The 23,228-nt window shown below is 67.1% G+C and carries 26 protein-coding genes; 11 read left to right on the forward strand and 15 right to left on the reverse strand.

The features are described from left to right. The first annotated feature begins 46 nt into the window (after window positions 1-46). From ACO07K_RS13480 to ACO07K_RS13500, 5 genes are all read left to right on the forward strand, one after another. Window positions 47-907, forward strand: a complete 861-nt coding sequence (locus ACO07K_RS13480; RefSeq protein WP_422036442.1) for a TauD/TfdA dioxygenase family protein — start codon at window positions 47-49, stop codon at window positions 905-907. A 90-nt stretch (window positions 908-997) separates the two neighbouring features. Continuing rightward, a complete protein-coding gene (locus tag ACO07K_RS13485; protein ID WP_422036443.1) occupies window positions 998-1,993 on the forward strand; it encodes a Bug family tripartite tricarboxylate transporter substrate binding protein in 996 nt (331 codons plus the stop codon). A 68-nt stretch (window positions 1,994-2,061) separates the two neighbouring features. Further along, on the forward strand, window positions 2,062-3,432 hold the full coding sequence (locus ACO07K_RS13490) for an SrfA family protein (RefSeq protein ID WP_422036444.1): 1,371 nt from the start codon (window positions 2,062-2,064) through the stop codon (window positions 3,430-3,432). An 89-nt stretch (window positions 3,433-3,521) separates the two neighbouring features. After that, entirely contained in the window at window positions 3,522-4,247 is a 726-nt protein-coding gene (locus ACO07K_RS13495) for an AzlC family ABC transporter permease (RefSeq protein WP_422036445.1), read from the forward strand. Beyond that, a complete protein-coding gene (locus ACO07K_RS13500; protein ID WP_422036446.1) occupies window positions 4,231-4,539 on the forward strand; it encodes a hypothetical protein in 309 nt (102 codons plus the stop codon). Before ACO07K_RS13495 ends, ACO07K_RS13500 begins: the two co-directional genes overlap by 17 nt. Window positions 4,540-4,542: 3 nt before the next feature. On the opposite strand, the gene ACO07K_RS13505 is transcribed toward ACO07K_RS13500, so the two are convergent. Both ACO07K_RS13505 and ACO07K_RS13510 read right to left on the reverse strand, forming a co-directional pair. Then, the gene (locus ACO07K_RS13505) at window positions 4,543-4,719 is read right to left on the reverse strand and encodes a YdcH family protein (RefSeq protein WP_422036447.1); all 177 of its coding nucleotides are present in this window, start codon (window positions 4,717-4,719) and stop codon (window positions 4,543-4,545) included. A 139-nt stretch (window positions 4,720-4,858) separates the two neighbouring features. Continuing rightward, the gene (locus tag ACO07K_RS13510) at window positions 4,859-5,422 is read right to left on the reverse strand and encodes a TIGR02444 family protein (RefSeq protein ID WP_422036448.1); all 564 of its coding nucleotides are present in this window, start codon (window positions 5,420-5,422) and stop codon (window positions 4,859-4,861) included. Between the two features lie 107 nt (window positions 5,423-5,529). On the opposite strand from ACO07K_RS13510, the gene ACO07K_RS13515 reads away from it, so the two are divergent. The 3 genes from ACO07K_RS13515 to ACO07K_RS13525 are packed head-to-tail and all read left to right on the forward strand — an operon-like array spanning window position 5,530 to window position 7,396. Continuing rightward, entirely contained in the window at window positions 5,530-5,754 is a 225-nt protein-coding gene (locus tag ACO07K_RS13515; RefSeq protein WP_298311045.1) for a YdcH family protein, read from the forward strand. An 8-nt stretch (window positions 5,755-5,762) separates the two neighbouring features. After that, the gene (purE, locus tag ACO07K_RS13520; protein ID WP_422036449.1) at window positions 5,763-6,293 is read left to right on the forward strand and encodes a 5-(carboxyamino)imidazole ribonucleotide mutase; all 531 of its coding nucleotides are present in this window, start codon (window positions 5,763-5,765) and stop codon (window positions 6,291-6,293) included. Further along, the gene (locus ACO07K_RS13525; RefSeq protein ID WP_422036450.1) at window positions 6,293-7,396 is read left to right on the forward strand and encodes a 5-(carboxyamino)imidazole ribonucleotide synthase; all 1,104 of its coding nucleotides are present in this window, start codon (window positions 6,293-6,295) and stop codon (window positions 7,394-7,396) included. The genes purE and ACO07K_RS13525 overlap by 1 nt, the downstream gene beginning before the upstream one ends. Here the strand turns inward: ACO07K_RS13525 and ACO07K_RS13530 are convergent. After that, window positions 7,341-8,003, reverse strand: coding sequence for a COQ9 family protein (locus ACO07K_RS13530; RefSeq protein WP_422036451.1), 663 nt, complete (start codon window positions 8,001-8,003; stop codon window positions 7,341-7,343). The two genes, ACO07K_RS13525 and ACO07K_RS13530, sit on opposite strands and share 56 nt — an antisense overlap. 124 nt (window positions 8,004-8,127) lie before the next feature. Here ACO07K_RS13530 and rpsU point away from each other — a divergent pair, with 124 nt between their 5' ends. Beyond that, a complete protein-coding gene (gene rpsU / locus ACO07K_RS13535; protein ID WP_020696578.1) occupies window positions 8,128-8,331 on the forward strand; it encodes a 30S ribosomal protein S21 in 204 nt (67 codons plus the stop codon). Between the two features lie 56 nt (window positions 8,332-8,387). Here rpsU and ACO07K_RS13540 read toward each other — a convergent pair whose 3' ends face one another. From ACO07K_RS13540 to ACO07K_RS13560, 5 genes are all read right to left on the reverse strand, one after another. Beyond that, window positions 8,388-9,011 carry an HAD family hydrolase gene (locus tag ACO07K_RS13540; RefSeq protein WP_422036452.1) on the reverse strand — a complete coding sequence of 208 codons (624 nt, stop codon included), beginning with the start codon at window positions 9,009-9,011 and terminating at the stop codon, window positions 8,388-8,390. Next, window positions 9,011-10,312, reverse strand: coding sequence for a hypothetical protein (locus tag ACO07K_RS13545; protein WP_422036453.1), 1,302 nt, complete (start codon window positions 10,310-10,312; stop codon window positions 9,011-9,013). The genes ACO07K_RS13540 and ACO07K_RS13545 overlap by 1 nt, the downstream gene beginning before the upstream one ends. Before the next feature lie 79 nt (window positions 10,313-10,391). Further along, entirely contained in the window at window positions 10,392-11,801 is a 1,410-nt protein-coding gene (locus ACO07K_RS13550) for an NAD(P)(+) transhydrogenase (Re/Si-specific) subunit beta (protein WP_422036454.1), read from the reverse strand. A gap of 16 nt (window positions 11,802-11,817) precedes the next feature. After that, window positions 11,818-12,240, reverse strand: coding sequence for an NAD(P) transhydrogenase subunit alpha (locus tag ACO07K_RS13555; protein WP_298308254.1), 423 nt, complete (start codon window positions 12,238-12,240; stop codon window positions 11,818-11,820). Window positions 12,241-12,250: 10 nt separating this feature from the next. Continuing rightward, a complete protein-coding gene (locus tag ACO07K_RS13560; RefSeq protein WP_422036455.1) occupies window positions 12,251-13,399 on the reverse strand; it encodes a Re/Si-specific NAD(P)(+) transhydrogenase subunit alpha in 1,149 nt (382 codons plus the stop codon). Window positions 13,400-13,542: 143 nt separating this feature from the next. Here ACO07K_RS13560 and ACO07K_RS13565 point away from each other — a divergent pair, with 143 nt between their 5' ends. After that, on the forward strand, window positions 13,543-14,547 hold the full coding sequence (locus ACO07K_RS13565) for a 2-hydroxyacid dehydrogenase (RefSeq protein ID WP_422036456.1): 1,005 nt from the start codon (window positions 13,543-13,545) through the stop codon (window positions 14,545-14,547). A 182-nt stretch (window positions 14,548-14,729) separates the two neighbouring features. Here the strand turns inward: ACO07K_RS13565 and ACO07K_RS13570 are convergent, their stop codons facing one another. Further along, entirely contained in the window at window positions 14,730-15,386 is a 657-nt protein-coding gene (locus ACO07K_RS13570; RefSeq protein ID WP_422036457.1) for a SanA/YdcF family protein, read from the reverse strand. A gap of 56 nt (window positions 15,387-15,442) precedes the next feature. Between ACO07K_RS13570 and ACO07K_RS13575 the strand changes: the two genes are divergently transcribed. Further along, window positions 15,443-17,068, forward strand: coding sequence for a thiamine pyrophosphate-dependent enzyme (locus ACO07K_RS13575; RefSeq protein ID WP_422036458.1), 1,626 nt, complete (start codon window positions 15,443-15,445; stop codon window positions 17,066-17,068). Here ACO07K_RS13575 and ACO07K_RS13580 read toward each other — a convergent pair. The 6 genes from ACO07K_RS13580 to ACO07K_RS13605 all read right to left on the reverse strand — a co-directional run bounded on the left by ACO07K_RS13580 (window position 17,065) and on the right by ACO07K_RS13605 (window position 23,099). Continuing rightward, on the reverse strand, window positions 17,065-17,250 hold the full coding sequence (locus tag ACO07K_RS13580; protein ID WP_422036459.1) for a DUF6726 family protein: 186 nt from the start codon (window positions 17,248-17,250) through the stop codon (window positions 17,065-17,067). The genes ACO07K_RS13575 and ACO07K_RS13580 overlap by 4 nt on opposite strands. Before the next feature lie 36 nt (window positions 17,251-17,286). Further along, window positions 17,287-18,201 carry an NAD-dependent epimerase/dehydratase family protein gene (locus ACO07K_RS13585; protein ID WP_422036460.1) on the reverse strand — a complete coding sequence of 305 codons (915 nt, stop codon included), beginning with the start codon at window positions 18,199-18,201 and terminating at the stop codon, window positions 17,287-17,289. Beyond that, the gene (locus ACO07K_RS13590) at window positions 18,198-19,550 is read right to left on the reverse strand and encodes an ABC1 kinase family protein (RefSeq protein ID WP_422036461.1); all 1,353 of its coding nucleotides are present in this window, start codon (window positions 19,548-19,550) and stop codon (window positions 18,198-18,200) included. Before ACO07K_RS13590 ends, ACO07K_RS13585 begins: the two co-directional genes overlap by 4 nt. A 147-nt stretch (window positions 19,551-19,697) precedes the next feature. Further along, window positions 19,698-21,467 (reverse strand): M3 family oligoendopeptidase, encoded by a 1,770-nt coding sequence (locus tag ACO07K_RS13595; protein WP_422036462.1) that lies wholly within the window; start codon window positions 21,465-21,467, stop codon window positions 19,698-19,700. A gap of 49 nt (window positions 21,468-21,516) precedes the next feature. Beyond that, window positions 21,517-22,062, reverse strand: a complete 546-nt coding sequence (locus tag ACO07K_RS13600; RefSeq protein ID WP_422036463.1) for an AAA family ATPase — start codon at window positions 22,060-22,062, stop codon at window positions 21,517-21,519. Window positions 22,063-22,124: 62 nt separating this feature from the next. Continuing rightward, a complete protein-coding gene (locus ACO07K_RS13605) occupies window positions 22,125-23,099 on the reverse strand; it encodes an NAD-dependent epimerase/dehydratase family protein (protein ID WP_422036464.1) in 975 nt (324 codons plus the stop codon). Window positions 23,100-23,228 lie beyond the last annotated feature (129 nt).

Consider the following 23,228-nt stretch of genomic DNA (forward strand, 5'->3'; position numbering starts at 1 on the left):
AAGATTGGTTTGGCCTCTTAGTCGTTCGGCAAGACGGGAGGGAAACATGCAGATCGAAGTTCTGCCCACGAATGCCGGGCTGGGCGCAGAAGTCCGCGGCATCGACATGCGCAAACCGCTTTCGTCCGGGGAGTTGGAAGCGTTTCGCGCCGCCTGGCATCGCCATGTCGTTCTGCTGGTGCGCGACTGCCCGATGAACGACGAGCAGCTCATTGCCTTCAGCCGCCAGTTCGGCGAGCTGCAGTTGTCGCCCAGTACCGAGGTGACCGAAAAGTTCGGCGAATTCGGCACCGTGGCGCCCGAGATCACGGTGGTGTCCAACATCGTCGAGCAGGGCAAACCGATTGGCACGCTCGGTTCCGGCGAGGCCTTCTGGCACACAGACAGCTCGTTCATCGACACGCCGGCCGCCTACAGCATCCTGCACGGCATCGAGTTGCCGCCGACCGGCGGCAACACCGAGTTCGCCGACATGTACAAGGCCTACGACTCCCTGCCGGAGGCGCTGAAGAAGCGCATCGAGGGGCTGAAGGCGATCCACAGCTTCACGCACACCTCGTCCGGCGCCCTGCGCAAGGGCTATGAGGAGATCACCGACGTCAGCAGGACGCCGGGTGCCCATCACCCGCTCGTCCGCGTCCATCCCGAGACCGGTCGCAAGGCACTGTTCCTCGGCCGCCGTCTCAACAGCTACGTCATCGGCCTTCCCGTCGAGGAGAGCGAGACGCTGCTCGATCAGCTGTGGTCCTACGCCACGCGGCCCGACCTGACGTGGAGCCACACGTGGCGCCCCGCCGACACGGTCATGTGGGACAATCGCTGCGCCATGCACCGGCGCGACGCCTTCGACGCGTCGCAGCGGCGCCTGCTCCATCGCACCCAGACGAAGGGCACGCCGACTTCCTGAGCCGCCGCCGACGGAAGCACGGTTTCGACACCCGCCAACCAACGAGGACATCAGCGGCCCCAAGAAAGACGTAAGGGAGGAAAAGAAGAAATGCGGCACTTTGCAGTCGGCAAGGCGCTGGTCGCACTCGGTGCGATCGCGTCTCTGCTAGCGTTGGCCATGCCGGCCCGGGCGCAGAGCTATCCGAACCGGCCGATCACCATCGTGAGCCCCTTCGCCGCGGGAGGACCGAGCGACGCGGTGACCCGTGTCATCGCGCAGTCTCTGGCCGAGAAGCTTGGCCAGACCGTGCTGGTCGACAACACGGCCGGCGCGGGCGGCACGATCGGCACCACCAAGGTCGCGCGCGCCGCACCCGACGGCTACATGCTGCTTCTTCACCATATCGGCCACGCCACCAGCGTCGCTCTCTACACGAAGCTGCCGTACAGTCCGCTCGACGACTTCGCGCCGATCGGGATGGTTGCCGTGGTGCCGAACGTGATCAGCACGAAGAAGGACCTCAAGCTCGAGAACATCGCGGCCCTTGTCGACTATCTCCGCCGAAACGCGTCGACCGTGATCGTCGGCGATGCAGGCAACGGCTCGGCCTCGCAGCTCTGCCATCTCCTGCTTGCCGAGACGTTCGGCGTGAAGCGCTTCGAGTCCGTGAGCTACAAGGGCACCGCTCCCGCCATCAACGACCTGCTGAGCGGCCAGTACGACATGCTCTGCGATCTCGTCTCGATCATCTCGACCTACATCCAGTCGGGCCGCCTCAACGGCTACGCCGTGACGACGGTCGAGAAGGTCCCGACCTTGCCGCAGCTTCCCACCCTGGATGCATCCGGCTATCCGGGCTTCGACCTCAGTACCTGGTACGGGCTCTATGCGCCGGCGGGCACGCCGGAGCCGATCATCGCGAGGCTGTCCGAGGCCCTTGCCCAAGTCTTGCAGGATCCGCAGGTCAAGGCGCGCCTGGAGCCTCTGGGGGCCGAACCCTATCCCGTCAGCCAGGCAACGCCGGCGGCGCTCCGTTCTTATCTGAAGGCGGAGATCGAGCGATGGACGAAGATTCTTCGAGCGGCGGGGGTCCAGCCAAACTGACGCGCCCCCCGCAGCAACGACGGCAAACCATCGCGTCGCCATAATCGCCGGGCTAGTTTCCGTATCCCATGCCCGGCGAAGCAACGCTCATCGTGACGACCCGCAGCGGCGTACGCCCCCTGGGCGTGCGCGGCGAGCCGTTGCACAACGCCGCGCCGCAATTGCGGCGTGTCGTGCGTCGTCGGCTGGGCGACGAAGCCGCCGACCTGCTGGCCGATCCGCAACTCCATGAGAACGACCAGGGCATCGACTGGTACGCCGGCTGGTCCGGTCCGATCCGCGCCGTTACCGACCTCCCGCAAGCGGAGCAGGACGCGGTGCTGGCCGGCGTCGAGCGCACGCTGGCGGAGATCCGGCGGCTGGGCGATATGCTCGCCGGCCACGGCCCCAAGGAAGAGACCGGGGTCGTCGGCCTGTCGCTGAAGCTGGCGGCGCGCGCGCCCTCGCCCGCTTTCGTCTTCCTGGTGGGCGACCGGCCCGTCATCGTCGCCTGGGGCTACGAGAAGGAAGCGGCCAGCGCGCTGCTGCCGCTCACCCTGCCGCGGGTGCCCGATGCTCGCGTGGCGGAGGCGCGGCCCTTGGAACGGCGGCCGGTGCTCGAAGCCGCGCAGAGGACGCCGATATCCGCCCTGCCCGCCGTCATCCCGGCCGCCGGAGTCCCCTGGTGGCGAACGCTCGCCGCTGCGCTACCGCTCCTCCTGCTCCTGTTGGCAGGCGCGTGGGCCCTGCGCGGTCTGCTGCCGGTCCCGCCCGACGTCTCGCTTGCGACGCGCGAAGGGCCGCCTGCACCGCCGGCACCGGAAGCACCGCCCGATACCCTGCCGGCGTTGAAGGCTGCCTTCTCGGCCGAGCAATCGCGCGAGCGCGTGCTGAAAGTCGAGCTTGGCCTGGCCGAAGCGGAACTGAAGCGGCGGATCGTCGACTGCAAGCCGCCCGAAGTGCCCAAGCCGCCGCAGGTCGCCGTCGCGCCGCCGCCGCCGGCTCCCGCCCCGGCACCGCCGAAGGTGACGCCGCCGAAGCCGGCGCCGGCCCCGGCGCCGCAGCCGCGCAATCCGGCCGACAATCGCCTGCGCCTGCCCAATGCGCCCACCAACGACTATTCCTTCATGCAGGGCTGCTGGCGTACCGACCCGTTCCGGCACGAGACGCTGCAGATGCAGCCCGGTATCTCGTCCTATTGTTTCGATGCGAGCGGCGCAGGCCAGCTCGAATGGCGGCGCGGCCGCACCGCCTGCCGCACGCGCGCCCAGGCGCGTTTCGAGGGCGCGGTCCTGCGCCTGCGCGATGCCGACTCGACCTGCAACGACGGTTCGCGCTGGTTCGCCGACCAGCTCGTCTGCCAGCGCGGCGCCGACAACGTGGCGATCTGCAGCGGTCAGTCCCGCAATGCCTATGGCGCGCCGGTGCGCTGGTCGGTCAACCTGCACAAGCTCAACTGACCGCCTAATGGGCGGCTGAGCTAAACTCGGTTCCGGCGCCGCGGCAGGTCCCATAGAGTGCCCGCCCCGTTCCTCATCCGGTAGCTTCCGTGTCCCTTTCCGCGCGCGTGACGTGGCGCAGTTTCCAGGCCGGTGCCCTGCGCATGATCCTGCCGGGCCTCGCCTCGCTTCCCTTCGGTATCGGCTTCGGAGTCGCGGCCGCCCAGAAGGGTCTCAGCGCCTTCGAGACGACCTTGATGAGCTTCACCGTGATGGCCGGGACCAGCCAGATGGTGGCGCTCGACATCTGGGCCCAGCCGCTGCCGCTGATGGCGCTGGCCGTATCGGTGTTCGTGGCCAACCTGCGCTACTTCGTGATGGGCGCGGCGCTGCAGCCGCATCTGCCCCACCTGCCCTGGTGGCTGCAGCCGCCCGTCTGGTACGTGACGGTCGATCAGAACTGGGCGGTCAACATCGCCGAGTATCGCCGCGGCCATGGCGATCTCGGCAAGTTCCTGGGCGGCGGCTTTGTCATGGCCTATATCTGGTCGGGTTCGACTTTGGCGGGCCACCTTGCAGCGGGCGGTCTGCTCTCCGATCCCGCTACGGCGCGACGCCTCGGGCTCGATTTCGTCGGCGTGGCGGTGTTCGTGGTGGTGGCCACCATCCTGTTCCGCGGCAAGCGGGATGTCGCGCCCTGGGCGGTCGCGATTGCGGCGGCACTCGCGGCCAAATGGATGATCGGCGGCAACTGGTACATCGTGATCGGCGGACTGGCCGGCGGCCTCTTCGGCGCGCTGCGAGACCTCAGGAACGGCCATGTCCGCCAGTCCTGAGAATCTCGTCGCAATCCTGGTGATGGCGCTCGCCGCCATGGCCGCCAAGGGGGGCGGCTTCGTCGCGATGCGCTGGCTCGGCCGCCATCGCTTCGTGAACGCGCTGCTCGATCACGCGCCCGGCGCCGTGCTGGTCTCCGCCGCCGTCGTTCCGCTGACGCAGGGCGGCGGCGCGTTCATCGTCGGCGCGGTGGTCGGCGCCGGCCTGACCCGAACGGTCGGAGGATTCACCGCCGGCCTGTTCGGCGCCGTCGGCGCCGTGGCGCTGGCCCGCTGGGCGGGCCTCACCTGAGGGCTAGTGGGAGGTCGGCTCGCTCAGTCGGACGATCTGGTCCTTGATCATGAGCTTTCGCTTCTTGAGGCTGCAGAGCGCATCTTCGTCGGGATGCGGTCGCGTCGTCTCTTGATGGATCGCGTGCTCAAGAGTCGCATGCTTGTTCTTGAGAGCTTCGATGTGGTCCACGGTGCTCATAGTCGGATACCTCCGAGTTTGTTAGCGGGACGAATGGAAGTCTGACTCTGACATTGGGTGGAGTCACGTCGAATCAACCCGTAATCGAACGGTCACGCGAAGAATGTGAATAACCCGTCGGCGGTATTGAACCATTCGTTCAGGCTGCGAGGCCGACCACCTCTGCCACTTCTACTGCGGCGAACACGGGGAACGTGGCGCGCATCAGCGCCGCCACGGACGTGCGATCGGCCTCGTCCGGCACGACGCCCAGGCACACCGCATAGACGCCGAGATTGCCGACCGCCGCCCGAAGTCGTTTCTCGAGCGGGCGCTCGCGGTCGGCCGGCGGTGAATGCAGGCTCGCCAGCTTGAGCTGCTCGGCGTGCTCGGCCGCCAGTTCGGCATCGGCAACCCGGCGACGGACCGCATCGACGGTCTCGGGCAGTGCGCCGGGCCAGACCTTGTCCTTGAGCCGCCGCCGCATCTCGCGCAGCGGCTTCACGACGTCCGACTGCCATGCGTCGCTCGCGGCCAGGATGGCGCGCAGCCGCTCGGCCGTCAGGGTCGGCCGCCCCGAGGCTCCCAGCCAGCAGCAGAACAGCAGGATGTTGACGTCGCAGCCGCGCCGCTCCTGCAGGTCGAGGCAGGCTTCGGCGACGCCCTCTCCGGCATAGAGTTCGAGGGAGAAGTTCCAGAACGGGTGGGGGAGAAAATCCGACACGATTGCCTGTGACTTGCTGGGGGCTTTTGCGCGCTTCCCTTTGGGCGGGCTCCGGGGTACACGGCCGGGAGCGACGTGGCTAGCCTGCCTGGACGAGTGCGCCCCGCATGAATGACTTGACGTCGTCGGATCCGCCGGACGCCCAGACCATCAAGGCCAAGCTTGAGGCCCTGAAGACCGAGCATCGCGACCTCGACGAGGTGATCGATCGCCTGGTCGAGAAGCCGCCGTTCGACCAGCTGCAACTTCAGCGCCTCAAGAAGCGCAAGCTCGGTCTCAAGGACCAGATCCTGCGGCTGGAAAGCCAGCTCATTCCCGATATCATCGCCTGAGAAAAGTCATGGCCAAGAAAACCACCAAGCGCCCGGCCGCCAAGCCGGTGGTCGGCGTCATCATGGGCAGTCAATCCGACTGGTCGACCATGCGGCATGCCGCCGAAACACTGGAGGCTTTGGGCGTCCCGTTCGAGGCACGCATCATTTCCGCGCATCGGACGCCCAAGCGCATGATGGACTATGCCTCGGGCGCGAAGGAACGCGGCCTGAAGGTGATCATCGCCGGCGCCGGCGGGGCCGCCCACCTGCCGGGCATGACCGCCGCCATGACACCGTTGCCCGTCCTGGGCGTTCCGGTCGAAAGCGCCGCGCTCAAGGGACAGGACAGTCTTCTTTCCATTGTCCAGATGCCGGCCGGCATTCCCGTCGGCACCCTGGCGATCGGACGCGCCGGATCGATCAACGCTGCTCTTCTGGCGGCCTCCATCGTCGGTCTTGGCGACGACAAGATCATGGCGGCCCTGGAAGCCTGGCGGACACGCCAGTCACTGGCCGTCGCCAAGATCCCGACCGACGACGCCCCGGCCCATCGCTGATGCCGGCCTTCCGACCTCTGCCGCCGGGATCGACCATCGGCATCCTGGGCGGCGGCCAGTTGGGCCGTATGACCGCCCTCGCGGCCGCGCGCCTCGGCTACCCGTGCATCGTCTACGCCCCCGACGACCACCCGGTCGCCGCCCAGGTCTGCGCCGGCCATGTCCGTGGCGCCTATGACGATGGCGAGGCCCTGGCCCGCTTCGCCGCCCAGGTCGACGTCGTCACCTACGAATTCGAGAACGTGCCCGAGAGCGCCGTCCTCGAATGCGAAAAGCTGAAGCCGGTCCGCCCGGGCGTGAAGCCGATCCACTTCGCCCAGCACCGGCTCCGCGAGAAGGACTTCCTGCGCACGCTGGGCATCGGCACGGCCGACTATCAGCCCATCCGCTCAGAGGCCGACATTGCGGCGGCCACCGCCCTGCCCGGCATCCTGAAGACCTGCACCGAGGGATATGACGGCAAGGGCCAGGCCCGCGTCGCCGACCGAACCGAACTCTCAGCCGCCTGGGCGAGGCTCGGCCGGCGCGAATGCATCCTCGAGGCGATGGTCGACTTCGACTGCGAGGTCTCCGCCATCGTCGCCCGCGGACTGGACGGCGCCACGCGCTGCTTCCCGATCGGCATCAACGGCCATCGCGACGGAATCCTGCGCACGACCACCGTGCCCTCCGGCCTGCCGCCGACGACCCTGGCGACGGCGGAACGCTTCGGCGTCGATCTGGCCCAGGGCCTCGATCTGGTGGGGCTGGTCGCGCTGGAAATGTTCGTGACCAAGGACGGGCGGGTGCTGGCCAACGAGATGGCGCCACGGCCGCACAATTCGGGTCACTGGACCATGGACGCCTGCGCCACCAGCCAGTTCGAGCAGCTGGTGCGCGCCATCTGCGGCCTGCCACTGGGCTCGGTCGAAGTGCTGGCGCCCTCGCGCATGGAGAACCTGATCGGCGACGAGGCCGACGACTGGCAGCGCTATCTCGCCGAGCCGACGGCGCGGCTGCACCTCTACGGCAAGGCGGAGGCCCGCCCCGGCCGCAAGATGGGCCACGTCACCTACGTGCTGCCGGCCGCGCGCCCGGACGCTTTGGGCCCGTCCACGACCTGAGCTGTCCCTTCAGCTTCTCGAACTTCATCACGTCGTCGATGCGGCGGTCGAGAAAGGCCCAGGTGGCCTCGGCGCCGGGCGACCGGTCGTTCAGCCAGTAGAGCAGGGTCGAGGAATAGACTCCGGCCAGGGTGGCGCGCTTGGTGTAGAAATTGAAGTCGGTGCTGGTATCGCCGGCCGCGTACCACATGGCGTCGACCGTCTTGTAGAGCAGCTTCAGCGCCAGCCCGGCATTGAGCGGCAGCGACAGGGTCGACAGCGCCCGGCGGGCCGCCTCGCGCGGACCGGCATGGCGCTCCAGCCGGAGGCGGACGGCGCCCTTGATGCGGTCGCGGATCTTGAGGGCCGTGATTCCCTCCTTCTCCATATCCTCGATGGTGCGCCGGTCGGCGCGCTCGCTGACATAGGTCAGCGCCTGGAGCGGCCCGCCCGGGAACAGCCGGTCGGCCTCGCCCGGCGGCAGGTCGAGCGCCCGGCCGCTGGCGGCCAGGGCGGCCCGTGTCCAGCCGTCGAAGGCGGCCTCGGCCATGAACTCGTCCGCCAGCCGGTCCCGCAGGGAAGAGTCCGGGTCGATTTCCGGTGAATTCGGGGTGTTTTGCTCGATCATCTGTGGAATATAGGCCGCAATCGGGGGGTTCCCAAGGGTATCCGCCTGTGATACCTACCCGGCCTCTGGAATTCAGGCCCCGGGACATCCGTGGGCCAAGCCGCATTGGAAGGAAGCGATCGAAGTGCAGGTTCTCGTTCGTGAAAACAACGTCGATCAGGCGCTGCGCGTCCTGAAGAAGAAGATGCAGCGCGAAGGCATCTTCCGCGAGATGAAGCTCCGCCGCAACTACGAGAAGCCGTCCGAGCGCCGCGCCCGTGAGCGCGCCGAGGCCATCCGCCGCACCCGCAAGCTGATGCGCAAGCGCATGGAGCGCGAGGGCTACTAGTCCTCCCCTCCTCGCACGAGACGACAACCCCCGGCATCCCCGGGGGTTTTTGTTTGTCAGCCGTTCAATAGTTCCAGGATCGCCGCTTCCAGCTCGGCCACATCGGTCACGACGGCGTCGGGAGTCTCGGCCGCCGAGCGCGGGCGCTGCCGGCGCCAGCGGCCGGAGCGGAACTGGATAGTCGCCATGCCGGCTTCCTTGGCGGGCGCGATGTCGACGTCGATCCGGTCACCCACCAGGATGCACTCGGTCGGCGGTACGCCGGGATTTGGGACGAACAGCGCCGCCACTCCTGCACGCTCCAGCCGCTCCCAGCGTGGCTCGCGCGCGCCCAGCACCAGACCTTTGTCCTTGAGGCGTTTCAGCAGGTCCTCGATGCCCGGCCGGAGTTGGAAGGCATCGAGTTGCCCCGTCATCGCCTCCACGCGTCGCGCCACGCGCGCCACCGTCGTGGGCTCGCCGCCGCAGAGCGTCTCGATCATGTGAAGCGTGACATCGGGCGCGAAGGCAGCCACCGCCTGCTCGGACGCCTCCTCGACCATCGCGGGATCGACGCGGATGCCTTCCATCCCGCAGGCCGACGCGATCGCGCCGTCGAGCGCCATCTCCCAGGCGAATTCGAGATCGACCGCGCCGCCGATGTCGAAGATGACGGCGCGATAGGTTGGACCTGTGGGCATTACCGGCTTCTGCATATCGCCGTTCTGGCACTCAATCGTCTCGAAGTGATCTCCCACAAGCAATCCCATCTCTCCTGATCCTGGAGACGAGCCACTTCGGGATCGACGGGCCGACCGGCACGCCACTTTCCTTCGAAGCGTCGACCGTCACTGGTCACGAAGACGCCCGTGCCTTCAGGAACGCCGTCGGTCCAGTTGCCTTCGTACTGTCCCTGCGGTCCCCGGGCGATGTTCTTGCCGGTGAGCTGTTTTCGATACCAGCGCTCTTCCAGGCGATAGCCGCCCGGCACCGTCAGTACGCCCCTTGTCCAATCTCCGCTGTCCCATTTGCCGCTATATCGCCGGCCGCCGGGATAGGTCGCCATGCCCTCGCGCAGTCCCCCGTCCTCCCACGTGCCTTCGTAGCGGATTTGGGATTCGGTCAACACCCCGCGCCCGGTGATCCGGCCTCCTTCCATTTCTCCCGAATAGCGCACCGTCAATACGCCATCGCGATACCACTCGAGCACGCCTTGGCCCTGTGCGCGCCCGGCGACACAGGGCCCGGTCCAGGTGGCGGTCGTCGTTTTCGCGGCCCTCCACTGCCTGCCATCAAATCGACTGTGGACGTCATATCGATTGCGGACGTCGCAATTTTCCGCCGCTTCGACCCAGCGCGGAGGACTGAGAAAGGCGAAGGGTGCCGTCAATAGACCAACGAGCAGTATCAAGCCTATCGCGAACGGCGCTCGCCCTGGCAAACGAGTGAACACAGGAGAGTAGTTCGTTTCGGGCGAAGGATCGGGATCGGCTGCCCCCCATCGACGGATGGCCCCGGTGACCGCCAGGAGTATCTGCTCCGGCTTCATGTCGAGGCCGGTGGACGCAAGCGGATAGTATTTGGGGCGCAATCCGGTGTCTGGGCCCAGCCATCGTGGCTTGTCGGAATCCAGCCGTGCGTAGACGGACCGAGGATCGACAAGTTCCAGTGCAATTATCGGCACGCTTACCCGTTGACTGCCCTCGATCGCGGCATGCGCGCCCTTGATATCGGACCACAGGATCAGATCAGGAGAGCGCCCCCGGTAGGCCGTGATCCCCTTGTCGGAGATCTGGATCGCGAAAGGCACCGGCCGGATCAGATTCCTGACGGTGAGATAAAGACCTGATGCGCCTATTGCGACGACAATGAAGCCGTAGACATAGGCCGCCACCGGGTGCGTCGGGACGAACGAACGCCACAGCCACCAGCCAAGTGCTGCGAACCCGATGGCCATCGCGATGGCGATCGTCCCGCTCACGAACCGCGAGCCGAACGGCATCTTCTGATGAATGGTGATTGTCTCGGACGGGGAAGGCTTGGCCCCTTCCCCCGGCGTTGCCTCGGCTTGCGCCGGTTCGCTAATGCGAGGAGCCCTCGAGCGACTTCACGATGTTCTCGCACATCACCTTGGCGTCGGCGAAGAGCATCATGGTGTTGTCGCGGAAGAACAGTTCGTTGTCGACGCCGGCATAGCCCGACGACATGCCGCGCTTCACGAACAGGACGGTCTGCGCCTTCTCGACGTCGAGGATCGGCATGCCGTAGATCGCGCTCTTCGGATCGGTCTTGGCGGCCGGGTTGGTGACGTCGTTGGCGCCGATCACGAAGGCCACGTCGGTCGAGGCGAAGTCGCGGTTGATGTCGTCGAGCTCGAAGACCTCGTCGTAGGGCACGTTGGCCTCGGCCAGTAGCACGTTCATGTGGCCGGGCATGCGGCCGGCCACCGGATGGATGGCGTAGCGCACCTGCACGCCTTCCTTCTTCAGGAGGTCGGCCATCTCGCGCAGCGCGTGCTGGGCCTGCGCCACCGCCATGCCGTAGCCGGGCACGATGATGACCGACTGGGCGTTCTTCATCAGGAAGGCCGCATCCTCGGCCGAGCCGGCCTTGACCGGCTTGTCGTTCTTCACCGCCGGGCCGCCGGCCGCCGCGCTGTCGGTGCCGAAGCCGCCCAGGATCACGTTGAAGATCGAGCGGTTCATGCCCTTGCACATGATGTAGCTCAGGATCGCGCCCGAGGAGCCGACCAGCGCGCCGGTCACGATCAGCGCGGTGTTGCCCAGGGTGAAGCCGATGCCGGCCGCCGCCCAGCCCGAATAGGAATTGAGCATCGACACCACGACCGGCATGTCGGCGCCGCCGATCGGCAGGATCAGCAGGAAGCCCAGCGCCAGCGACAGCACGACCAGCAGGACGAAGGTCGAGGTGTGGCCGCGCATGGCGAACCAGACCAGCAGCACGACCAGCGCGATGCCCAGCAACGCGTTCAGCGGATGCTGGCCCTTGAAGATCAGCGGCGAGCCCGAGACCAGGCCCTGCAGCTTGGCGAAGGCCACGACCGAGCCGGTGAAGGTGATGGCGCCTATGACCGTGCCCAGTCCCATCTCGATCAGGCTCTGGGCCTTGATCTTGCCGGGCAGCCCGATCCCGAAGGCCTCCGGGGAGAGGAACGCCGCCGCCGCGACGAACACCGCCGCGAGGCCGACGAGCGAATGGAAGGCCGCCACGAGCTGCGGCAGGGCCGTCATCTGGATTCGCAGGGCCACGAAAGTGCCAACCGCGCCGCCGATCACCAGGCCGGCCAGGATCAGCCAGGGCGAGAGGACGCCCGGCGACAGCACGGTGACGCCGATGGCCACCACCATGCCGACGATGCCGAACAGGTTGCCCTGCCGCGAGGTCGTGGGCGAGGACAGGCCTCGCAACGCCATGATGAAGCAGATGGCGGCGATCAGATAGCCGTAGGCGGCCAGTTCCTGGGTAAACATCCCTTGCTCCCGCCGACTACTTCTTGACCGGTTTCTTCTTGAACATCGACAGCATGCGGTGCGTGACGATGAACCCGCCGAAGATGTTCACCGCGGCCAGCGCCACGGCGATGAAGCCGAAGAGCTGGGCGGCGCCCAGCCCCTTGAGGCCCGCCGCCAGCAGCGCGCCGACGATGATCACGGACGAGACGGCGTTGGTGACGGCCATCAGCGGCGAATGCAGCGCCGGGGTCACCCGCCAGACCACGTAGTAGCCCACGAAGCACGAGAGCGCGAAGATGGTGAGCAGCGCCACGAACGGCATGTGCCCGTCGGGGATCGCGACCGGGGCCGCCGCCGCCGCGTCGGTGATCTGCTGCGCCAGGGCCTTGAGCTGCGAGGCGACGTCCTGCGCCTGGGTCGCGAGCTTGGAGGCCTCGCCTGCGATCTTGTCGTCCATGGAGCCGCTCCTAAGCCTGGGTCAGCGAGGGATGCACGATCTGCCCGTCGCGGGTGACCAGCGTGCCCTTCACGACCTCGTCCTCGAGGTTGATCGTGAGCGCCTTGGTCTCCTTGTCGACCATGGGCGTGATGAAGTTCAGCAGGTTGCGCGAGAACAGCGCCGAGGCGTCGGTCGCCAGCTCGCCCGGAAGGTTGGCCGGACCGACGATCTTCACGCCGTACTTCTCGACCACCTTGCCAAACTCCGACAGCGGGCAGTTGCCGCCCTGCTCGACCGCCATGTCGACGATCACCGAGCCGGGCTTCATGCTCCTGACCATCTCCTCGGTCACCAGCACCGGCGCCTTGCGGCCGGGGATCAGCGCGGTGGTGATCACGATGTCCTGCAGCTTGATGTGGTCGGCGACGAGGGCGGCCTGCTTGGCCTGGTATTCGGCGCTCATCTGCTTGGCGTAGCCGCCCGCGGTCTCGGCCGCCTTGAACTCCTCGTCCTCGACCGCCACGAACTTGGCGCCGAGCGACTGGACCTGCTCCTTGGTCGCCGGGCGCACGTCGGTCGCGGTGACGACGGAGCCGAGGCGGCGTGCCGTGGCGATCGCCTGCAGGCCCGCAACGCCGACACCCATGATGAAGCTGCGCGACGGCGACAGCGTGCCGCCCGGCGTCATCATCTGCGGGAAGATGCGGCCGTAATTGTTCGCGGCCACCAGCACGGCCTTGTAGCCCGCGAGATTGGCCTGCGAGGACAGAATGTCCATCGACTGCGCACGCGTGATGCGCGGGATCAGCTCGAGTGCGAACGAGGTGACGCCGCGCGACGCCAGCGCCTCCACCAGCTCCTTGTTGGTCAGCGCCCCGAGCGGCGAGATCAGGGTCTGGCCCTGGCGCAGCAGGCCGAGCTCGTCGAGCCCTTCCTCGGCCGTCATCGGCCGCTGGATCTTGAAGACGATGTCGCCCGCGGCGATGGCCGAGGCCGCGTCCGGCACGATCGTCGCGCCGGCTTCGCCATAGGCCTGGTCCGTATAGGCGGCGACCGTTCCGGCGCCGGCCTCGATCGTGATCTCCGCGCCCAGCGCCTTCAGCTTCTTGACCGTCTCGGGAGTGGCGGCCACACGGGTTTCGTGGGGCCTGCGTTCTTTGACGATAGCGATTTTCATGGGGCGCTTCAGATCCGTTTGACCGCGGCGGGACGCTTCGTGCGCTGCACCTTGCACAGCGATCCGTTCTTTGCCAAGCCGGTTTTTCGCCGCGCGGACGCCTCCCGCTTACCGACGCGTGTGTCACATGCTACGGCTCGACCATGCCTGACCAACCGCACATCCTGACCGGCTTCCATTTCACAAAGGCGACGCTCGCTTCTTTCAGTGAGCGCTGCAAGATCATCGGGCACATGGACAATCCCACGCCCACCGTCGCCGACATCCCGCCCGGCACCGCGGCCACGGTGCAGGCGATCGTCAGCACCGGCAGCGTCGGCCTCTCGGACGCCATGATGGCGGCCCTGCCGAGGCTCTCGCTGTTCTGCTGCTACGGCACGGGCTACGAGCGCGTCGATCTCGAAGCGGCGCGGCGGCGCAACATCATGATAACGCACGGCGCCGACGCCAATGCACCGGATGTGGCCGAACTCGCGGTCGGCATCCTGCTCGCCTCGACGCGGCGTCTGGTGCGCGCCGACAAGATGATCCGTCGCGGCGAGTGGAAACAGCGCATCCCCAACCGCTTCGGCGCCATCGCCGGTCTGACCGGCGGCAAGGTCGGCATCCTGGGCCTCGGCGCCATCGGCCTGGAGGTCGCCCGGCGCCTCAAGGGCTTCGATGTCGAGATCGGCTACTGCAATCGCAGCAAGCGCAGCGACGTCGACTTCCCGTATTTCCCGGACGTGATGGCGCTCGCCACCTGGTGCGACTACCTGATCGTCTGCCTGCGCTCGGATGCCTCCAACCGGCACATCATCGACGCCGAGGTGCTGAAGGCGCTGGGTCCGCGCGGCCACGTGGTCAATATCTCGCGCGGCTGGGCGGTCGACGAGGCGGCCCTGGCCGACGCGCTGCGCAACGACGTCATCGAAGGCGCGGCCCTCGACGTGTTCGACGAGGAGCCCTACACCGGCACCGAACTTCTGGAACTCGATAAGCTGGTGATGACACCGCATTTCGGCGGCGGCACGCAACACGCCCAGCGCCGCATGACCGACCTCGTCTGCCGCAACCTGGACAACCATTTCGCCGGCAGGCCGGTGGTTTCACCGGTGCCCGAGTTCCGCGGCTGGGCCAACTCGAAGGACGCGCCGAAACCGCGCTAGCGCTTCTCGGTGCCGTTGCCCTACAGCCTCATCCTGAGGAGGCCCGAAGGGCCGTCTCGAAGGATGGGCAACAGGCAAGGTGCGCGCTCCCACCCTTCGAGACGCATCGCTGCGCGATGCTCCTCAGGGTGAGGTCATTGCTTGGACGTCAAGCACGGGCGCTTCGCTCGCTCAGGACGACATCAATTCGGCGGATCTTTCCCGATGACGATGCGCGCGCCCGTATATTTGGGCGGCGTGTCGAACCAGACATCGAAATAGGCGCGCAACGCCGACGGATAACGCCGCAGCTCGGTCATGAGACTGTAGGCGCGTTTCACATCCTGGGACTCGAAGCCCCAGGCCTCGATCCCCTGCTCGCGCGCGAGGAAGATCGCACGCGAGAGATGGAAGCGCTGGGAGACGATGATCATGCGCGTCTGGCCGAACACCGATTCCGCCCGCAACACGGAGTCCAGCGTGCGAAGCCCCGCAAAATCTCGGTAGATCGCCTCGGGCGGCACACCGCGTTTGATCAGCCCCTCGCGCATCGCCGTCGGCTCGTCATAGTCGGCCCGGCTGTTGTCGCCGCTCACCAGCAGGTATTTCACCTTGCCCGACTTGTAGAGCGCGGCTGCCGCGTCGAGCCGGTAGACGAAGTAGCGATTGGGCCCGCCCTCCGGACCGATCGGCGCGGCCCCCAGCACGAGCGCCACCGGCACATCGGGGAGCCTTGCCGGATCGTCGGTGATGTAGGCCGCGGCCAGCGTTTCGAGCCGGCGCTCGGCCAGCCATGACAGGAGAGACATCAGGAGGGCCATCGCGCCCAGCGCGAGCACCGCGTACAACATCAACCGCATGTCATCGCCCTGATCGCACTCCCGTCACCGACCCGTCGTCATCCAAGAGAGCCCGCATGCCCCGCCTCAGCACCGCCGAAGCCACGGTCGAAACCCTCCTGCTGCACGGCCTCGACACGGTCTATGCCCTGCCCGGCCTGCACCAGGATCCGCTGTTCGACGCTTTCTATCATGCTTCGGACCGGCTGCGCGTGATCCATCCGCGCCATGAGCAGACGGCAGCCTACATGGCGCTGGGCGCGGCGCTCGCGACCGGCAAGCCGCAGGCTTTCGGGGTCGTGCCCGGTCCCGGCCTGCTCAATGCCGGCGCGGCCCTGCTCACGGCCTACGGCATGAATGCGCCGGTGATCGGCCTGATCGGGCAGATCCCGCAGTCCGACATCGACAAGGGCCACGGCCACCTGCACGAGATCCACGATCAGCTCGGCCTCATGCGCCACATCACCAAGTGGGCCGAGCGCATCCGCAGTCCGCAGGAGGCGCCGACCCTGGTGAGCCAGGCGATCTGGCAGGCCACCTCGGGCCGGCCACGTCCCGTCGCTTTGGAATGCGCGCTCGATACCTGGGCGAAACGCAGCGAGGTGGTGATCCCCGAGGCGCCGCTGCCCCTGCCGCCGGAGTCGATCGACGACGAGGCGATCGAGACGGCCGCGCGGATTCTCGGCCAGGCCGAGCGGCCGATCATCGTGCTGGGCGGCGGCGCCATGGAGGCGTCCGACGAGATCATCAGGCTGGCCGAGATGCTCGAGGCGCCGGTCAGCTCCTACCGTCGCGGCCGCGGCATCGTCCCCTCCTCGCATCGGCTCGCCGTCGACATGCCGATCGGCCATCGGCTGTGGAAGGACGCCGATGCCGTGCTCGCGGTCGGCACGCGCTTCTTCATCCAGAACGGCAATTGGGGAATCGACGACAGACTCAAGGTCGTGCGGGTCGACATCGATCCCGACGAACCCGAGCGTTTCCGCAAGCCCGACGCCGCGCTGGTCGGCGACGCCGCGCCGCAGCTTCGGGCGCTGATCGCGGCCCTCGGCCGCCATAGTCGCAAGCGCACCTCGCGCGCCGAGGAGCTGAACGGCCATCGCGCCTGGTTCGCCGGGCGGCTGTCGACGCTCGAACCGCAACTCTCCTTCCTGAAGGCAATCCGCAACGCGCTGCCCGAGGACGGCATCTTCGTCGACGAGGTCTCGCAGATGGGCTTCGCCTCGCGCGTGGCGCTGCCCATCGAGAAGCCGCGCACGTTCCTGTCGCCCGGCTACCAGGACAATCTCGGCTGGGGGTTCGGCACGGCCTTGGGGGCGAAGGCCGCGATGCCCGACCGCAAGGTCCTGGCGATCGCCGGCGACGGCGGCTTCATGTACCAGGTGGGCGAGCTGGCGACCGCCGCTCGGCACAACATCGCCGTGGTGGTCGTGGTGTTCGACAACGGCGCCTTCGGCAACGTGAAGCGCATCCAGCAGGAGCGCTATGGCAACCGCCTGATCGCCTCGGACCTTCAGAACCCCGACTTCGCGAAGCTGGCCGATTCCTTCGGCATCGCCTCGTTCAAGGCGCTCGACGCCCGGCAACTGGAGGACGCGCTGCACAAGGCGTTCGCGCTCAATGCGCCCGCCCTCGTCTGGGTCCCGCACGGCGACGTCCCCAGCCCCTGGGACCTGATCATGATGCCGAAGGTGCGCGGCTAGTCGATCACGTCGGCGGTCGTATCCAGCGGGTAGGCGACGACATCGCCTGCGACCGGAACGACCTTGGCCGTTGCGCTTGCGACCCTGACCGGGAAAGCAACGACGCCGCAACCCGATAGAGCCGTAGCGACCGCGATAAGCACAGCGGCCGCGAGAAGCCGCTTGGGAGTGGAGGTACGCATTGCGATGAAACGCCGGCAGGCCGGATTTAGTTGCCGCTAACGCAACCCCGCGAGAACCTCGCGAAAGCCCGTGCGGCAGGTGAACCCCAGCACCCGGGTGGCCTTGCTGGCGTCGTAGACCCGGTCGATCGTGTCGAACATCGTCCAGCCACGCCGGCCATAGAGCGCACGATACTCGGGGAACAGGCGAGCCACGACCGCGGGCGCATCGGAGATCAGGTCGTGGCAATCCTCGCGCGTGAACGGCGAGGGCGCCGAGACGATGAAGGTGTCGAAGCCGACCACCTTCGCCTTGGCCAGGGCGACGACATGCGCCTCCGCCGCGTCCTCGACGCTGAGCCGGCGAAACAGGAATTCATTCGCCTTGGTGTTCTCTCCCGACTGGGCGATGGCATGCGCCATGTCGTCCTCTTCGGGAAAGAACCGCGAGGTGCGCAGCACGAGCACCGGCAGCTTGTGCAGGTGATTGAACAGGCGGCACAGCTCCTCCGCCGCGAGCTTGGTGACGCCGTAGATGTTGCGCGGCTTGAGCGGCGTCATCGTCTCGTCGATCCACACCGCCGCCTTGGCGCCGCCCGCCTTCCCGTCACGAATCTCCTGCGAGATCATGAGCGAGGTCGTCGAGGTGAAGACGAAGCGGTCGACGGGCGAGCCCGGCGCCACCGCCTCCTCCAGCAGATTCAGCGTGCCCTGCACGTTGACGGCGACGAACTCGGAATTGTCATGGGTCTCGATATGCGGCTTGTGACGGGCCGCGGCATGCACGATGGCGGTGATGCCCTCGTCGCGGATGACGCGACGGACCAGCCCGCGGTCGACCACCGACCCCACCACACCCGTCGTGGCACCCGGTTCGGGATCGAGCCCCACGACCTTGTGCCCGTCGCGCGCAAGCCTCGGCACCAGGGTCTGGCCGAGCCAGCCCGAGGAGCCGGTCACCAGGACGTTCACGGCTGGCTCGCGTCCTCGAGTCCGGCCTCTTTAAGTGCCAGGTCCTGCCGATGGGTCAGCGCATCGACATCGAAGCCATCGATCATGCCTTCGAAGAGCTGGTGCCAGTTGATAGAGGCGCGGAGATGGATGAACACCGAGCCGAGGCCGATCGCGGCGCGGTCCATGAACACGAACTCGCGCGGCGGCCGCACGCCGCCCATCTTGCGCAGCTCGCCGAACACGTTCTGCGCCATCTCGCGGCCATAGCCCTCGGCCATGCCCTCGGTGAGCCGTCTCGGCCGGTCGTCCATCAGCGGGCCATAGAGGAACGCGGCCCAGCGGTTGAGGATGGCGACCATCTCCTTGCTGAGGCCCGTAAAGCCCCAATCCTCGTAGGCCGCGACGGCGCGCGCCTCGTCGTCGGTCATCAGCGCGCGATAGAGCTCGATCGAGCCGCGCACGAATCGCGGCGGGAAGATGCGGATGCAGCCGAAGTCCATCAGGTTCACCGAACCGTCCGGCCGCACCGAATAGTTGCCGAGATGCGGATCGCCGTGGATGGCGCCGTAGAAATAGAACGGCACGTACCAGGCGCGGAACATGGCGATGGCCAGCGCATCGCGCTCCTCCTGGGAACGGGTCTTCCAGTTGAGCAGAGGCTCGCCCTGCAGCCAGTCCATCGTGAGCAGTCGCTCGGTCGAATGGGAGTCGACGACGCCGGGCACATGGACCTGCGGTTCGTCGCGCAGCATGTGCCGGTAGAGCGCCGCGTGACGGGCCTCGCGGCGATAGTCGAGTTCCTCGCGCAGGCGGTTGGTGATTTCGGTATGGATCTCGTCGGTGCGGATCGCCGGATCGAAGCGCTGGCCGATCGCGAACACGAGCTTGAGCTGGTTGAGGTCGGCTTCCAGCGCCGAGGACATGTCGGGATATTGGAGCTTGGCCGCCACTTCGCGACCATCCAGCAGCGTCGCGCGGTGGACCTGGCCCAGCGAGGCGGCGAACGACGCCTCCTTGTCGAAGCGGGCGAACTTGGCCTGCCAGTCGGGCCCGAGTTCCGAGGCCATGCGGCGGCGCACGAAGGCCCAGCCCATGGCCGGCGCATTGGCCTGCAACTGCGCCAGCTCGCGGGCATATTCGGGCGGCAGCGCGTCCGGGATGGTGGCGAGCAACTGCGCCGCCTTCATCAGCGGACCCTTCAGCCCGCCCAGCGCCGCCTTCAGCTCGCCCGCATGCTTGTCGCGATCGAGGCCGAAGCCGAGATAGCGCTGCCCGGCCAGCTTTACGGCCAGCCCGCCGACCGAGGTGCCGACCCGGGCATAGCGCCCGAGCCGCCCGCCGAGGGAGTCCTTTTCGTCAGAGGCCATGATTCTTACAAAACCACCTCACCCTGAGGAGCGGCCCGCAGGGTCGCGTCTCGAAGGGTGGGCAAAGATCGGGGTGCGCGTTCCCATGCTTCGAGACGGCCGCGACGCGGCCTCCTCAGCATGAGGTCTTTTGGTGCTAAGGCCACCTCAGAGTTTCTCGAGTTCATCGATGAAGCCCGAGATCACCTCGAGGCCCTTGTCCCAGAAGGCGGGATCGGACGCGTCGAGACCGAACGGCGCCAGCAGTTCCTTGTGACGCTTCACGCCGCCCGACCGCAGCATGTCGAGATACTTCTCCTGGAAGCCATCGGGCTGGGCCTGATAGGCCGCGTAGAGCGAGTTCACCAGGCAGTCGCCGAAGGCGTAGGCGTAGACGTAGAACGGCGAGTGGATGAAGTGGCCGATATAGGACCAGTAGTGCCTGTACTCGTCGTCGAAGGTGAAGGCCGGACCGAGGCTTTCCTTCTGCACCGCCATCCAGATCTCGCCGATCGCGTCGGGCGTCAGTTCGCCCTCGCGGCGCGCCATGTGGATGCGGCACTCGAAATCGTAGAACGCGATCTGGCGCACCACGGTGTTCAGCATGTCCTCGACCTTGCCGGCCAGCATCGCCTTGCGCGTGGCCTTGTCGGGCGCGGTCTTGAGCAGCGACTGGAAGGTCAGCATCTCGCCGAACACCGAGGCGGTTTCGGCGAGCGTCAACGGTGTGTCGGCCATCAGCGGGCCCTGCTTGGCCGCCAGCACCTGGTGCACGCCGTGGCCCAGCTCGTGGGCCAGGGTCATCACGTCGCGCACCTTCCCCTGATAGTTCAGCAGCAGATAGGGATGCGCCGACGGCACCGTCGGATGGGCGAAGGCGCCCGGCGACTTGCCGGGCCGCGCCGGTGCGTCGATCCAGCCGCTGCCGAAAAACTTTCGGCCGACCTCGGCCAGCTCGGGCGAGAAGGCGTTGTAGGCATCGAGCACGATCTTCTCGGCCTCGGGCCAGGGGATCGTGCGGTCGTCATGCTCGGGCAGCGGCGCGTTGCGGTCCCAGTAGGGCATCGTCTCGACGCCGAACCACCGGGCCTTGAGCTTGTAGTAGCGGTGCGACAGCTTCGGATAGGCGGCCTTCACCGAGGCCGCGAGCGCGTCGACGACCTCGTCCTCGACCACGTTGGCCAGGTTGCGGAACGATTGCGGGCGGGCGTACTTGCGCCAGCGATCGTCGATCTCCTTGTCCTTGATCAGCGTGTTGGTGATCAGCGAGAAGACGGCGATATTGTCGCCCTTCACCTTGCCGAACGACTTGGCGGCCTCCTTGCGCACCGCTTCGTCCTTGTTCGACAGCTTGTCGAGGATCTGCGGCTCGCTCAGCATCTCGTTGCCGAACGGATAGCGCAGCCGCGCGATCGTCTCGTCGAACAGGCGCGACCAGGCGCTGCTGCCGACCACCGACTGGTCGTGCTGGAACTTCTCCAGCTCGTCGGAAAGCTGGTGCGGTCGGAACAGGCGCGCGTCGCGCAGCCACGGCCCGTACTTGGCCAGTTCCGGCGCGTTCAGCTTCTCGGCCAGGTCCGCATCCTCGATCTTGTTGATCTCGAGCCGGAAGAACAGGAGCTTAGAGCCGATGTCGTTCAGCTTCTCGGAAATGTCCTGCGCGAAGCGGTTGCGCTCCGGGTCGGACTGGTCCTGGGCGGAATAGAGCTGGGCGTAGGAGCCGATGCGGCCCAGCAGGTCACTCATCGCCTCGAGGCGGACGATCGCAGCGCCCAGCGCCTTGCCGTCCAGGCTGACGATCCTGCCCTCGTAATCCTTCGCAAAGGCGTCCGCCTCGGCGGCGGCGCGCTTGAGGTCGGCGCCGAGATCCGTCCCGCCCGGGCTGGAATAGAGGTCGGACAGGTTCCAGGTCGGCAGATCGCCCAGCACAACGTTCATTCGGCACTCCTTGCGTCCACCCCGATATGGGGCGCGACCCGCCGCGTGCCTAGGGCAATGGCACCTCGACACACCGGCGGATCGCAGCCACCCGGTCTATCACGCTTCCCGGGTCGATGGAGACCAGCTCGAAGCCATGCGCGCGATAGGTGCGCTCATGGACTGCCTCGAAGCGCCGTGCGTCCTCCAGGCCGATCCGCCGCGCCGCCGTGGCCTCGATGAAGCCCATCAGCCGCACGAAGAAGACGCGGCGGTCGTAGAAGCCGGAGCGCTTCAGCTCTTCGATCTCCGTACGCAGCGGGTCGGAGAGCGGATGACCGAGGAACGTCGCCAGGGCCTCGGTGCAGAAAGCGGACCGGTCGTGGAACTGGACCTCTCCCGACGCCGCCAGGCGCCTTTGCCGCTGCAGCGCCACGATCCGGTCGATGAAGCCCGGGTCGGTCCACGGCTCGGCGACGCCCTTGGCCTGTTCGAGGGCGATGACGTCGGTCGCCGCCTCCTCGACCACGCCAAAGCCCTCCAGCTCGAGCTGCCGCACCACCGCCGTCTTCCCCGCCCCCGGCGCCCCGGTAAGGATGAACCTGCCCGTCCTCATCCTGTCTTCCCTAATCGCGCGAGGGACCTTTCGCCTTCTTCAGGAGCCGAGCTTCGCTCGGCTCAGAGCCGATTGTATTCCTTGAACCAGTTGACGAAGAGCGGGATGCCCCGGTCGACGGTCACCTTGGGGGTCCAGCCGAAGTCGCGGGTCGTGGCGTCGATGTCGGCGGCGGTTTCCGGCATGTCACCCGGCTCGCCGGGCTTGAGCTCGATGACGGCCTTGCGGCCCAGCGCCTTCTCGAACAGGGCGATGACGTCGAGGATTTCCTCGCTGCGCGAGCCGCCGAGATTGTAGAGCCGGTGCATGGCCGTCGCGGGCGGCCGGTCGAGCGCCGCCAGCGTCCCGGCCGCGATGTCGTCGATGTAGGTGAAATCGCGCTTCAGCTTGCCGTGGTGATAGAGCGGGATCGTGCGGCCTTCGTGGATCGCCCGGGCAAAAATATAGGGCGACATGTCGGGCCGTCCCCACGGCCCGTAAACGGTGAAATAGCGCAGGCCGGTCGCCTTGAGCCCGTACTGGTGCACATAGGTCTCGGTCATCAGCTCGCCGGACCGCTTGGTGGCGGCGTACAGCGAGACCGGATGGTCGACCCGGTCCCCGACCGCGAACGGAATCTTGTCGTTGCCGCCATAGACCGACGACGAGGACGCATAGACCAGATGCCTGAGCTGCGATCCCATCCGGCGCGCCAGCTCCAGCACCACGAGATGCCCCATCACATTGGTCTGGACGTAGATGTAGGGGTCGATCTGCGAATGGCGGATGCCCGGCTGGGCCGCCAGATGGACGATCCGGTCCACACCCTCGTGGCGGTCGGCCAGACCCATCATCGTCTGGCGGTCCGAGATGTCGCCCTCGATGAAGGTGAAGCCGGCGGTCTCGCGCAGCGGCTTCAATCGGGCGAACTTCAGCACCGGATCGTAATAATCGCTGAAATTGTCGATGCCCACGACCCTCTCGCCGCGCGCGAGAAGCGCCCGGGCGACGTAAGAGCCGACGAACCCGGCGACACCTGTAACAAGGACTGAAGTCATGGCGGCGGACGCTTACAACATTTCACACGAGGGTGACACCGTGAAACGCCAATGGGGTGCCGCCCGCCCTGCCTGACGTAAACCGTCGTTTTTCGCGCACGGTCGCCTTCCGCATTGCCTGCCGCGTGC

It is taken from the genome of Reyranella sp., assembly GCF_965228225.1.
Lineage (GTDB): Bacteria > Pseudomonadota > Alphaproteobacteria > Reyranellales > Reyranellaceae > Reyranella.